The following is a 12,742-nucleotide window of genomic DNA, read 5'->3' as shown; positions in this document are numbered from 1 at the left end:
GTCTGGGCGGGCGGACAGCCTTTGCAGCTTAGCGCATCCCCAGGAGTTCCCTGAGCCGCGCCAGCCGCTTCGTGAGCATCGCCTCATTGCCGTTCTCGGTGGGCAGGTAGTACCGCGTGCCCACGAGGTCGTCGGGCAGGTACTGCTGGGCCGCCACCGAATGGGGCGCGTCATGGGCGTAGACGTAGCCCTCGCCGTGGCCCAGGGCGCCGGCCCCCGCGTAGTGGGCGTCCCGCAGATGCGCGGGGACGGGCCCGCCCTTCCCGGAACGCAGATCCGACAACGCCTGGTCGATGGCGAGGTAAGAGGCGTTCGACTTCGGGGCCGTCGCGACCGCGACGACGGCCTCGGCCAGGAGGATCCGGGCCTCCGGCATGCCGATCATCGCGACGGCCTGGGCCGCCGCGACCGTGGTCGGTAGGACCTCGGGCGCCGCCATCCCGACGTCCTCCGCGGCGCAGATCATCACCCGCCGGGCGATGAAACGGGGGTCCTCCCCCGCCTCGATCATCCGGGCGAGATAGTGGATCGCGGCATCGACGTCCGAGCCGCGCATCGACTTGATGAACGCGGAGGCCACGTCGTAATGCTGATCGCGGTCCCAGCGCACCAGCGCCTGGTTGGCGGCGGTCTGGACCTCGTCCACGCCGATGGTGCCCGCCCCCCGCTCGGCGGCCGCGCCCGCCGCGGCCTCCAGCAGGGTGAGCGACTTGCGCGCGTCGGACCCCGCCAGCCGGACGAGGGCGTCCCTGGCGTCCTCGGCCAGGGCGAAGGCCCCCGCCAGCCCGCGCTCGTCGGCGAGCGCCCGGTCGAGGAGGGCCCTGATCGAGTCCTCGTCCAGCGGACGCAGGGTGACCAGCAGCGAGCGCGACAGCAGCGGCGAGATGACGGAGAACGACGGGTTCTCCGTGGTCGCCCCGATGAGGGTCACCCACCGGTTCTCGACCGCGGGAAGCAGGGCGTCCTGCTGTGACTTGGAGAAGCGGTGGATCTCGTCGACGAAGAGGACGGAGTCCTCGCCCGAGGCGGCCCGCCTCCGCCGGGCCGCCGCCACGACGTCGCGGATGTCCTTGACTCCCGAGGACACGGCAGACAGCTCGTCGAAGTGACGGCCCGAGGCCCGCGCGACCAGGTAGGCCAACGTCGTCTTGCCCGTTCCCGGCGGACCCCACAGGATGACGGAGGACACGGCCGGCCCGGCCGCCCCTGCGGGCTCCAGCAGCCGGCGCAGCGGGGAGCCCTCGCCCAGCAGGTGGTCCTGTCCGACCACCTCGTCGAGCCCGGTCGGCCGCATGCGCACCGCCAGCGGGGCTGAGGTCTGGAATGCGGGCACGCCGGAGTCCTCCGTCGCCTGCGCGTCGAAGAGGTCCATGTCCCCAGCCTATCGAGCCCCGCCCCCGGCGTCCCGGTCGGCCGCCGGTCCGGTCCCCGCGCGCGGGGGGAGGCGCTGGAGGCGGGCTGTCATTCGAAGAGCGACGTGTCACCCGCGCCCCGGCGGGCGATGACCGGCGCGCCCGACGTGTAGTCGATGACGGTCGTGGGCTCCGCGTCGCCGACGGGACCGACGATGACGAGGTCGACGCGGGAGCCGATCCGCTCGTCCACCTCATGGCCGTCGGTGAGCGGCTCGGCCTCCCCCGGGAGGATCAGGGTCGAGCACAACAGCGGCTCGCCGAGCGCCCCGACGACGGCCTGCGTGATGACATGGTCCGGGATGCGCACCCCCACCGTGTGCTTGCGCTTGTTGAGCGTCATGCGCGGCACCTCCTTGGTGCCCCGCAGGATGAAGGTGTACGGCCCGGGCGTCAGCGCCTTGATCGTGCGGAACTGATGGTTGTCGACGATGACGAGTTCGCCGAGCTGGCCGAAGGAGTGGCACAGGAGCGAGAAGTTGTGGTGCTCGTCGAGGCGGCGGATCTCACGGATGACGTCCATGCCCTCTTTGTTGCCCAACCGGCAGGCGACGGCGTACCCGGAGTCGGTGGGAAGGGCGATGGTGCCCCCCGCCCTGAGGAGTTCGACGGTCTTGTTGACGAAGCGGACCTGCGGGTTCACGGGGTGCATCTCGACGTACGACATGCCCCCAGTGTGCCGCAGCCCACCTCCGCGCGCACCGCGTTCGGAGGTGGGCCGGCACCCGGTCAGACCGGTCCTCAGGCGGTCGTCGCCGTCGCCGAGTCCGCGGCTCCGCCCTCGTCACCGGCCGATGCGGCCTCGCCGCGCTTGCGGGGGACGGCGTCGACACCGGCCTCCTTGCGCTGGGCGGCCGTGATGGGGGCCGGCGCGTCGGTGAGCGGGTCGTAGCCGCCTCCGGACTTCGGGAAGGCGATGACGTCGCGGATCGACTCCGACTTCGTGAGCAGCGCGACGATCCGGTCCCAGCCGAACGCGATCCCGCCGTGCGGCGGCGCCCCGAACTTGAAGGCGGTGAGCAGGAAGCCGAACTGCTTCTCGGCCTCCTCTTCGGAGATGCCCATCACCTTGAAGACGCGCTCCTGGACGTCGCGGCGATGGATACGGATCGACCCGCCGCCGATCTCGTTGCCGTTGCACACGATGTCGTAGGCGTAGGCGAGCGCGTGTCCGGGATCCTGGTCGAAGGTGTCCAGCCACTCCGGCTTCGGCGAGGTGAAGGCGTGGTGGACGGCCGTCCACGCGGAGTGGCCCAGCGCGACGTCGCCCTCGGCGATGGCCTCTCCGGAGGGCTTGAACAGCGGGGCGTCGACGACCCAGGTGAACGCCCAGGCGTCTGGGTCGATGAGGCCGCAGCGCTGCCCGATCTCCAGACGGGCCGCGCCCAGCAGCTCCCTCGCGCGATCGGGATCGCCCGCCCCGAAGAAGATGCAGTCCCCCGGCTCGGCGCCGGTGGCCGCCGCGAGCCCGCCGCGCTCGGCCTCGGTGATGTTCTTCGCGACGGGCCCGCCCAGCGTCCCGTCCTCGCCGACCGTGACGTAGGCGAGGCCCTTCGCGCCGCGCGCCTTCGCCCACTCCTGCCACTTGTCGAAGGTGCGGCGCGGCTGGGAGCCGCCCCCGGGCATGACGACGGCGCCGACGTAGGGCGCCTGGAAGACCCGGAAGGGCGTGCCGGCGAAGTACTCCGTGAGGTCCGTCAGCTCGTACCCGAAGCGAAGGTCCGGCTTGTCGGAGCCGAAGCGCTCCATGGCCTCCTTGAAGGTCATGCGCGGGATCGGGGTCGGCAGGTCGTAGCCGATGAGAGCCCACACGCTGCGCAGGACGTCCTCGGCGACGGCGATCACGTCGTCCTGCTCGACGAAGCTCATCTCGATGTCCAGCTGGGTGAACTCCGGCTGGCGGTCGGCGCGGAAGTCCTCGTCCCGGTAGCAGCGGGCGATCTGGAAGTACCGCTCCATGCCCGCGACCATGAGCATCTGCTTGAACAGCTGAGGGGACTGGGGCAGGGCGTACCACGATCCCGGGGACAGGCGGGCCGGCACGATGAAGTCGCGGGCGCCCTCCGGCGTCGAGCGGGTGAGCGTCGGGGTCTCGATCTCGATGAAGTCGCGGTCGTAGAGGGTGTCGCGGGCGACCCGGGAGACCTGGGAGCGCAGGCGGATCGCCTTCTGCTCGGGCTCGCGGCGCAGGTCCAGGTAGCGGTAGCGCAGGCGGGTCTCCTCGCCGACCTTGCCGGCGTCCTCGGCGTTGGAGGAGACCTGGAAGGGAAGCGGCGCGCTGGGATTGAGGATCGTGATGTCGTCGCCCAGGATCTCGATCGCCCCGGTCGCCAGGTTCGGGTTCTGGTTGCCCTCCGGACGGGCCAAGACCTCGCCCGTCACCTGGAGGACGTACTCGGACCGCAGCTCGTGGGCCACCGACTCGTCGCGGACCACGACCTGGACGACGCCCGAGGCATCGCGCAGATCCACGAACACCACCCCTCCGTGGTCGCGACGCCGGTCGACCCATCCCGCCAGGGTGACGGTGTGGCCGACGAGGTCGGTGGACAGGCTGGCGATCGCATGGGTGCGCAGCACGGGCTATTCCTTTCATCGATGCCGTCCCGCGAGACGAGCGGGGGCGCGCACAGTCTAGCGCGGCCGTCCCGCCGGCCCCTCAGGCCGGCGCCCGCCCGCGGGGCACGAGCGCGGGGCTGCCGGGTGGGGATTCGTGGGGCAAGGGCGGGGGGAGACTCGTGTACTGGTGGCCGGTGGGCGCGCTCAGGGTGACGGCGCCGTCGGGTCCGGGCCTGGCGCGCCATCCGGGTGCCTCTTTGGCTTGATTGCAGTGGCGGCACAGGCCCTGGCCGTTGGCGGCCGTGGTAGGGCCGCCGTGCTGGGCGGGGATGACGTGGTCGGCGTGCGAGATAGGCGCCCCGCACCAGGGGGTGCGGCAGATGCCGCCGTCACGCGCCGCGATGTAGCGGCGAAGCCCTGGGGGGAAGAGCCGGCGGGTTGACTCCATGGCGAGGAGCCGCCCGTCGGCCGGCCGCACGTACAGGCGACGGATCCAGCGGCGCGTGTCCTCCTCTGCGCCCGGACGGGAGAGGATCGCGCGGGCCACGCCCGCCGGTACCGGGCCGAATCCGCCGACGTGGGCGGGAGTGTCTGCCTCGCCGAGCAGCGCGTCGTCGGTGATGACAAGCTGGACCTCCACGGGGACCGCGTCCGCACCGGTCTGCCCGGTGAGGCGCATGACGAGCGTGTCCGCCATGATCTGGGCGCGCCCTCGCGCGTCCCCGGCGCTGCGGGCCGCGTCGGCCTCGCGGGTGAGCGCCGCGTGCACCGCCACGCCCTGGGCGACCGGCAGGAGGGCGGACACCACCGTCATGCACGCCGGAGCAGGCCGGATGGTGACCCTACGGTCGGCCTCCGCCCGGGCGGCGTGCTCCACGACGCCACCGGGGTCCGCGGCGTAGGACGCGTCCCGCGCCCGGGCCACGACTTCCCGGTCGGACCATCCCGCAAGCCCCGCAGCGAGCTGGCAGTCCACCGCCAGGCGGTCCTCCCTGTCGAGACACGCCGTCTCCCGAGCGACGAGCATCGCCCTCCACTCGCTGATGCGCCCCGTGTTGAGGGCCGACATGGTCTCCGGCAGCTCGCTCATCAACGCCTGGGCGAGTCCGATGAGCGTGCGGGCCCGATGCGGGGACTCGCGGCGCGCCAGCGCAACCTCGCTGACGACGCTGCGATGAGCGGCCTCGCGTCCGGCAGCGGTCGTGGCAGCGCCTTCGCGCGCCTCCCGCAACGCGACGGCGGCCCGGGCCTGTGCCGCGCAGCATGCGTTCTTCAGGTCCTCCAGTGCCCCCATGAGATCCACCAGGTCCCGATCCGACCCCCGGGCCACCACGTCGTCCACGCACTCCATGAGGGCGGACACAGCTCCCGAGCCGGCCACGGCACCTGTGTGCTCGGCGGCGGGTCGACAGTTCGTCCTCGTGATCATGCCTCCATCCTAGTCGAACACATGTTCGACTTCGAACGTCGCACGTCCCCTGTGGATCACCGCGGCTCTCGCCACCTCGGGTGCCGGAAAAGGCGGAATCAGCCGCCCTGCGCGTCCTGATGGCGCGCGTGGGACGATGGTCGCCATGGCGTCCCCCTCCCCTTCCTCCTCCCCCCTCGACGAGGGCGGCGCCGCAGGGCGCACCCGTCGGGCATGGTCCCCCCCGGAGATCGCCCTGATGGCCGGTTCCGTCCTGCTCATCACCCTGAGCGCCTTCGAGTCTCTGGCGACCACCACGATCATGCCGAGCGTCGTCGCCGAGCTCGGGGCGGAGTCCTGGTTCTCGGTGGCCTCCGGAGCGGCGATGGCCGCTCAGCTGCTGTCGACCGTCATCGCCGGCATGCTCTCCGACCGAAGGGGGCCGGCCGGCGTGCTCGTCGCCGGCAGCGTCCTGTTCGTCCTGGGTCTGGCCCTGTGCGCGGCTGCCCCCCACGTCGGGGTGTTCGTCGCCGGCCGCCTGGTCATGGGGCTGGGTGGCGGCATGGTGATCGTCCCTCTCTACGTGCTGGTCGGCGCCGTGGCCACGGACGCCCACCGGCCGACGTTCTTCGCCGGGTTCTCCCTGGCGTGGGTGCTGCCCTCGCTGATCGGACCGGCCATCGCCGGCCTCGTGACCGCGCACTGGGGGTGGCGCTGGGTTTTCGGGAGCGTGCCCGTCGCCGCCGCGGTCGCCCTCGTCCCGTTGGTGCCGCTGCTCCGGCGGTTCGACCTCCCCGCCGGGGGCGAGGCCCGGCCCCGGCGCGAGATGGGCGTCCTCGCGCTATCCGGCCTGGGAGCCGGCGGGGGCATCCTCCTCCTGCAGCTCGCCGGGGCCGGCGGCGGATGGGCCGCCTGGGCGCTGGGCCTGGCGGGGGCGGCCCTCACCGTGTGGACGCTGCCCCGCCTCGTGCCCGCCGGGGCCTTCCGCCTGCGGCGCGGGACGCCCTCGGCGATCGCCACCCGCCTTCTCGCCATGGGATCGCTCACGGGGGCGACAGCCTTCCTCCCCCTCGTCCTCCAACGGGTCCACGGCTGGAGCGTCGAGCACGCCGCGATGGCGGTGACAGTCGGCTCCCTGGCCTGGGCCCTCGGCGCGACGCTCCAGGCGCGCATCGTCCGCCCGGAGGCCCGCGCGCGGCTCCCGTTGCTCGGGACGACGCTCATGATGATCGGCCTGGTCCCCGTCGCCCTTCTGGCGTGGCCGGGCATGCCGGTGTGGCCGGGGGTCCTCGGAATGTTCCTCGCGGAGATGGGGATCGGCTTCGTCCATTCGACGCTGTCCGACCTCACGCTGGGGATGACCCCCCGGTCGCAGCACGGGGCCGTGAGCTCGTGGCTGCAGGTCGCCGACAACGGGGGATCGGCGCTGGAGCTCGCCCTCGTCTCGCTCGCGCTGGCCGTGTGGGCGCGGACCACGCTGCTCCCCTACGCCCCGGCCGGCGCCATCGCGCTCGTCCTGGCGGCGCTTGCCGTGTGGGCGGCCTCGCGGATCCCCGCGCGTCCCTGAGCGGCGGCCGCGTCGCCCCCGTCGGCCCGCCCATGCGGATCGAGATCGTCCGGTGAGCGATCTCACCCGCGCCGCCTGCTGTACCTGGCCGCCTCCCCCGCCTAGGGTGGAGCCGCGATGAGGCGCAGCCCCATGTTGATGGTGACCGGCCCGTGGCCGGTGAGTGTTGGTGTGCGAGAGGGCCGCGCCGAAGGCCCCCTGAGGCCCGGCCAGGCGTTCAACCCCGGCTTCGAGACGCATTCGAGACACCTTGAGGATCACTGTGCCCACGCTTGAAGACGCCGACTCGGCGCTGCCTGCCGACGGCGGCGCCGCCGCTGCTGCGACCGGGGACGAGGAGCTCGCCGCGCTCCTCCATGAGGAGCCCGCCGGCCCCGCCGAGCAGGAGGCGTCCTCGTCCCCGGTTGACGAGCCCGATGCGGACGGCGAGCCCGATGCGGACGACGCCGCTGACCCGGATGACGAGGGCGGCGCCGACGACGCGGAGGACGACGCGATCACCTTCGCGGACCTCGGCCTGCCGCCCGAGCTGCTCGACGCCGTCACCCGGATGGGTTTCGTCACGCCGACCCCCATCCAGGCCGAGGCGATCCCCGCCCTCCTCTCCCGACGAGACGTCGTCGGCATCGCGCAGACCGGAACCGGCAAGACCGCGGCCTTCGGACTGCCGCTCCTGGCCGGCATCGACACCGCCGAACGCGACGTCCAAGCCCTGGTGCTCGCCCCGACCCGAGAGCTCGCCATGCAGTCCGCGCAGGCCATGGAGGACTTCGCCCAGCGCTCGCGCGACGTCGACATCGTGGCCGTCTACGGCGGCGCCCCCTACGGCCCCCAGCTCGGCGCGCTGCGCCGCGGCGCGCAGGTGGTCGTCGGCACACCCGGCCGCATCATCGATCTCATCGAACGCGGCGCCCTCGACCTGTCCCGGGTCCGCATGCTCGTCCTCGACGAGGCGGACGAGATGCTGCGCATGGGATTCGCGGAGGATGTGGAGACCATCGCCTCCTCCGCGCCGAAGGAACGGCTGACCGCGCTGTTCTCCGCGACGATGCCCGCCCAGATCGAGAGGGTCGCCAACACGCACCTCCACGACCCGCTGAAGATCGCGGTGTCGGAGGAGTCCTCGACCGTCGACACGATCCACCAGACCTACGCGGTCGTCCCCTTCAAGCACAAGTCCTCCGCGCTCGCCCGCGTCCTGTCCACCCGCGACGCCGACGCCGTCCTCGTCTTCGTGCGCACCCGCTCCGACGTTGAGGACATCGCCCTGGACATGGCCAATCGCGGGTTCCGCGCCGCCGGGATCTCCGGCGACGTCGCTCAGAAGGAACGCGAGCGCATGGTCGAGCGCCTGCGCGACGGCTCCCTGGACGTCCTGGTCGCCACCGATGTCGCCGCGCGCGGCCTGGACGTCGAGCGCATCGGCCTGGTCGTCAACTACGACGTGCCGCGCGAGGCCGAGGCCTACGTCCACCGCATCGGGCGGACCGGCCGGGCGGGGCGCGAGGGACGCTCCCTCACCTTCTTCACCCCGCGAGAGAAGTACCGTCTGCGCCGCATCGAGAGCCTCACGGGCACGCCGATGGAGGAGGTCCGCATCCCCTCCCCCGCCCAGGTCGCCGAGTTCCGGGCGCGCCGGGTCCTCGACCGCGTGCCCGCCCGGGCATCGGCCGGCGGGCTCGACCTGTACCACACGCTCCTCGCCGAACTGCACGAGGCCTCCGACCTCGGCATCGCGGACATCGCCGCCGCCCTGCTCGCCCAAGCCGTCGGCGACGTGGGCGGGGACGCCGCGACCCGTCGGGCGAACGACCGACGCGGAGAGGGCAGGATCCGTCACGAGGAGGAGGTCGACGAGAACGGCGAGTTCCTGTACGCCGCCTTCGAGGGCCACCGCGACGCTGAGCGCGGGCGCGGACGCGACCGTGGAGGCCGGGACCGCTTCGACCGCGAGGACCGCGACGGCCGCGTCCGCCGTGGAGGGGCCCGCCCCGTCGGCTCCGGCACCGGGCGCCGCTACCGCGTCGAGGTCGGCCGCAAGGACGGGGTGCGTCCCGGCGCGATCGTCGGCGCCATCACCGGAGAGGGCGGCGTCAACGGCAAGGACCTGGGGCGTATCGATATCTTCCCGACCTTCTCCCTCGTGGAGATCTCCGGCGGGCTCTCCGAGGATGCCACCGCCCGGATCTCGAAAGCCCGGGTCTCCGGACGCGCCCTGCGCATCCACGAGGACCGCGGGCCGGGAGCGGGGCGCGACCATGGCCACGACCGCGGGCACCACGAGGACGAGCGGGCGGCGCGGGCGGATGCCTCAGGCCGGCCCGGTCGGCACGACCGTTTCGACCGCGGCGAGCGCTTCGATCGGGGGGACCGGCGTTTCGGCGGCTCACGCGGCGAACGCAGGCCACGCCGGCACTGACCACCCCACGGCGGGACCCGACGCCGAACTCGCCGGTGGGGCCGGGCGCGCTCGAGGCTAACGGAGCCGGGCCGCGCGGGAGAGGGCGTCGAGGACCGCGTGCTGACGGCGGTCCTCCTCGACCAGGGGGACGACCAGACGCGCTCCCACGACCTCCTCGACGGCGTCGTCCAGCGCGGTCCGCGCCCGGCGCGCGCGCCGCCGCCACCCGATGGCGGCGCCCACCGCGCCGATCCCCACGACCAGCAGGGTGACGGCCACTCCGCCCAGGACCAGCCACGTCGGAACCGGCAGCCCGCGCCACGCGGGCGGCGTCCAGGTCACGAGCAGGAACCGATCGGCGGCCCCCGCACCCAGGATCCACACGAGGCCGGCGAGCGCCGCCGCCCAGCCCAGCCACTGCGCGGCGTTCATCCACCCCCACCACCTCGGGTCGCGGGACAGGCCCAGATCGGCGTCCGAGATCGCGCGGTCGAGTTCGGGGGCCAGGCCCTCGGCCGCCGTGCGGGCGACGCGGTGGAGGCGCCGGTCCCACGCGGGCGGGCGTCCCCGCCCCAGCCGGTCGGCGACCCGCCTCACCCCGGTGGACAGCTCCGCCGCCGCCGTCGTGCCAGCCGATCCCGTCTCCGCGGGCACCGACGTCACGGATCCGCCCGCGCTTCCCCGTCCCAGGTGCAGTCGCACCAGGGGATCCGCGCGGAACCGCCCGACCCAGCGCACGGGCAGCCACCCGCACTCGCGCAGGGCCCGATGCCGGTAGGCGCCGCCGACCGCCCGGGCCACCCGGGGCGTGCCGGCCGCCCGCCCGGCCGCGTCGGCGACCGCCCGGGCCAGGCCGTCGGGGTCGAGGTCCGGCAGGTCCGCGCGCCCGGGCCCGAGCGCCTCCGCCACCCGCTCCACGGCCTCGTCCAGGGCGCCCTGCACCCGGAGCCCATCGCGCCGGACGTGCTCCGCCGTGGATGTGAGGATCTCGCGCAGCTCCTCGATGCCCTCGCCCGTCAACACCGATGTCGAGACGACCCGGGGAGCGGGGACGCCGTCCTCGGCCAGCAGACGGGCGAGATCGGCCTCGACGGCGGCCCTGCCCGGCCCGTCCAACAGGTCGGCCTGGGCGAGCGCCACGACCGTCGCCCCGGCATGCCGCGCCAGGGGCGCGACCCAGTCCGAGTGGACGACGTGATCGGCGTACTTCTGCGGGTCGAACACCCACACCAGCAGGTCGACGCGGCGGGAGAGCCGGCCTGCGACCTCTCTGTTCGCCTCCGACACCGAATCGATGTCCGGCAGGTCGATCAGCACCAGGCCCTCAGGCAGTCCGGCTCCGCCGGGCACCAGGACGCGACGCGAGACCCCGATCCAGTCGACGAGCTCCGCGACGTCGTGGCCGGGCCGGACCGCCGCCAGCGGCTGCGTGGTCGTCGGGCGGAGCACCCCGACCTCCGCCAGGTCGGCTCCCGTCAGGGCGTTGAACAGCGAGGACTTCCCCGAGCCCGTCGCCCCGACCAGCGCCGCCACCGTCGTCGACGGGTCCAGGCCCCAGCGGCCGTCGGCGCGCTCCAGGGCCGCGGCGACCTCGTCGACGACCTCCGCGGGCACGTCGCCGTCCAGCAGGTCCATCGCCTGGGCGAGCGCGTCGATGCGCTCCGCCGGATCCGCCGACCGCGAGGCGCGCCCCGTCCACGGCGCTCTCATCGCAACCCCCAGTCGTCCTGGACCTCGCCGCGGCGCCCAGCGAGGTCCGCGACCGCGGAGGGCTCCGGCAGACGGTCCCGCAAGGGCCGCACCGACTCCTCCAGGACGCCCCGGACCCGGTCCAGCAGGAGGGCCCGCGCGCGGCCCGCCATCGTGCGGACCGCCTGGTCGCCGAACACCGCTTCCAGGAGCCTCTGTGCCACTGCGGCGGTGGCGCCCGCGACCCCGACCTCCGCGCCCGTGATCCCTCCCGTCGAGGCGAAGATCACAATCATCAGCGCCACGCCGACGACGTTGACGCCCACGGCCATCAGGCGCGCCCCCGCGCGCCGCGACGCCCCCTGCTCGCGGACCAGGGCGAGCAGGTCCCGCTGCCATTCCCGCGTGAGGCCCAGGGCGCGCTCGTCCAGGGAGGCCCGGTCCTCCTCCGCCGCATCGACGAGGCCGGCCACGGCCGGCATGGACTCCCAGGCGGACTCCGCGTCCTCGCGGACCCGTGAGAGCTCCTCACGCACGAGAGACGCCAGCCCGGCCTCGATCGCGTCCTCGACCGGGCGGACCGGGGCGGGGCGCCCCCGCAGCGCGGCGCTCACCCTGTCCCTCAGCCAGGAGACCCCGGAGCCGAGCCTGCGCGTGAAGTCCGCGGCCCCCACGACCTCCTGCCAGCGCGCCAGCACCTCCCCGCGCAGCAGCGTCCCGTCTGCGGTCGCCTGGGACACCCGTTCCGCGGCCCGGTCGACCTGCGTGTCCAGAGCATCGGCAGCCGCGGCCAGCGCGGCATCGTGCTCGGCCAGCGCCTCCTCGACGTCCCCCACCGAGGCGGCGACCTCGCGTACGGCGCCGGTGAGGGACTGATGCGCGATCTCGGCGCGCCTGCGGGCGTCGGCGCCGATCCCCTCCAGCCACCGGCGCAGCCCCGCGACGGCCGCGCCCGGGAGCAGTCCCGATGCCAGGGGCTGCTCGTCCACGGTGAACAACGGCGCCTCCCCCAGCCCGGCGCCCGCCATGAGGCGTCGGAGGTCCGCCGCGACGTCGGTCGCCGCCCCCGGGGGGAGCCGGTTGAGGACCACGCCCACCGTGAGGTCGCGCCCGGGGGCCTGGGAGAGCACCTCCCAGGGGACGGCGTCGGCGTACCGAGCCGCCGTGGTGACGAAGACCCACAGGTCCGCCGCGTCGAAGAGCCCGCGCGCCAGCATCCGGTTCGAGTCGACGACGGAGTCGAGGTCGGGGGCGTCGAGGAGGCTCACGCCCTCCGGCAGCGCCTCGCTCTCACGCATCTCGAGCTCGGCGCTGGCGGCGGCTCCGGTCGTCGCGGGCGCACCCGGCGCCGCGCGCAGCCGCGCCAGCTCCGGCAGGAGCCGCGCCCGCTCGAACCACGGTCCGTCCGCGGCGTGGTGGAGGAGCAGTGGGCGGCGGGTGGTGGGGCGCAGGGCTGAGGAGGCGGACACCTGCGCGCCGACCAGCGAGTTGACGATCGTCGACTTACCGGCGCCCGTCGAGCCGCCGACGACGGCCAGCAACGGGCCTCCCACGGACTCCAGACGGGGGATGACGTGGTCCGCCAGACGGCGTGACGCGCGCGCCCGGATCTGCTCAGCGAAGCCCGCCCGGGGCGTCGGCAGATCCAGGGAGGCGCCGTTCAGCGCCTCCTCCAGGGCCCGCAGGTGCTCCAGGCGATCCATCGG

The 12,742-nt window shown here is 74.0% G+C and carries 8 protein-coding genes; 2 read left to right on the top strand and 6 right to left on the bottom strand.

Annotation, left to right across the window (positions count from 1 at the left end; all coding sequences use genetic code 11):
* Nucleotides 1-28: 28 nt before the first annotated feature.
* The 4 genes from ACFQWG_RS04010 to ACFQWG_RS03995 all read right to left on the bottom strand — a co-directional run bounded on the left by ACFQWG_RS04010 (nt 29) and on the right by ACFQWG_RS03995 (nt 5,400).
* A complete protein-coding gene (locus tag ACFQWG_RS04010; RefSeq protein WP_380972338.1) occupies nt 29-1,372 on the bottom strand; it encodes a replication-associated recombination protein A in 1,344 nt (447 codons plus the stop codon).
* A gap of 89 nt (nt 1,373-1,461) precedes the next feature.
* Entirely contained in the window at nt 1,462-2,079 is a 618-nt protein-coding gene (locus ACFQWG_RS04005) for an L-threonylcarbamoyladenylate synthase (RefSeq protein WP_380972336.1), read from the bottom strand.
* 74 nt (nt 2,080-2,153) lie between these two features.
* Nucleotides 2,154-3,992, bottom strand: coding sequence for an aspartate--tRNA ligase (gene aspS / locus ACFQWG_RS04000; protein ID WP_380972334.1), 1,839 nt, complete (start codon nt 3,990-3,992; stop codon nt 2,154-2,156).
* Between the two features lie 79 nt (nt 3,993-4,071).
* Complete coding sequence (locus ACFQWG_RS03995; RefSeq protein WP_380972332.1) at nt 4,072-5,400, bottom strand: HNH endonuclease; 1,329 nt, start codon at nt 5,398-5,400, stop codon at nt 4,072-4,074.
* A 145-nt stretch (nt 5,401-5,545) separates the two neighbouring features.
* Here ACFQWG_RS03995 and ACFQWG_RS03990 point away from each other — a divergent pair, with 145 nt between their 5' ends.
* On the top strand, nt 5,546-6,946 hold the full coding sequence (locus ACFQWG_RS03990; protein WP_380972330.1) for an MFS transporter: 1,401 nt from the start codon (nt 5,546-5,548) through the stop codon (nt 6,944-6,946).
* A 262-nt stretch (nt 6,947-7,208) separates the two neighbouring features.
* Nucleotides 7,209-9,365: a DEAD/DEAH box helicase gene (locus ACFQWG_RS03985; protein ID WP_380972328.1), complete on the top strand. Its 2,157-nt coding sequence runs from the start codon at nt 7,209-7,211 to the stop codon at nt 9,363-9,365.
* 57 nt (nt 9,366-9,422) lie between these two features.
* Here ACFQWG_RS03985 and ACFQWG_RS03980 read toward each other — a convergent pair whose 3' ends face one another.
* Both ACFQWG_RS03980 and ACFQWG_RS03975 read right to left on the bottom strand, forming a co-directional pair.
* The gene (locus tag ACFQWG_RS03980) at nt 9,423-11,057 is read right to left on the bottom strand and encodes a GTPase family protein (RefSeq protein WP_380972326.1); all 1,635 of its coding nucleotides are present in this window, start codon (nt 11,055-11,057) and stop codon (nt 9,423-9,425) included.
* Nucleotides 11,054-12,739, bottom strand: a complete 1,686-nt coding sequence (locus ACFQWG_RS03975; protein ID WP_380972324.1) for a dynamin family protein — start codon at nt 12,737-12,739, stop codon at nt 11,054-11,056. The genes ACFQWG_RS03980 and ACFQWG_RS03975 overlap by 4 nt, the downstream gene beginning before the upstream one ends.
* Between the last annotated feature and the right edge of the window lie 3 nt (nt 12,740-12,742).

It is taken from the genome of Schaalia naturae (assembly GCF_042665795.1).
Classification (GTDB): Bacteria; Actinomycetota; Actinomycetes; order Actinomycetales; family Actinomycetaceae; genus Pauljensenia; species Pauljensenia naturae.
Note: the sequence above shows the minus strand (reverse complement) of the source record. Positions and strands in the feature narration are given on the sequence as shown.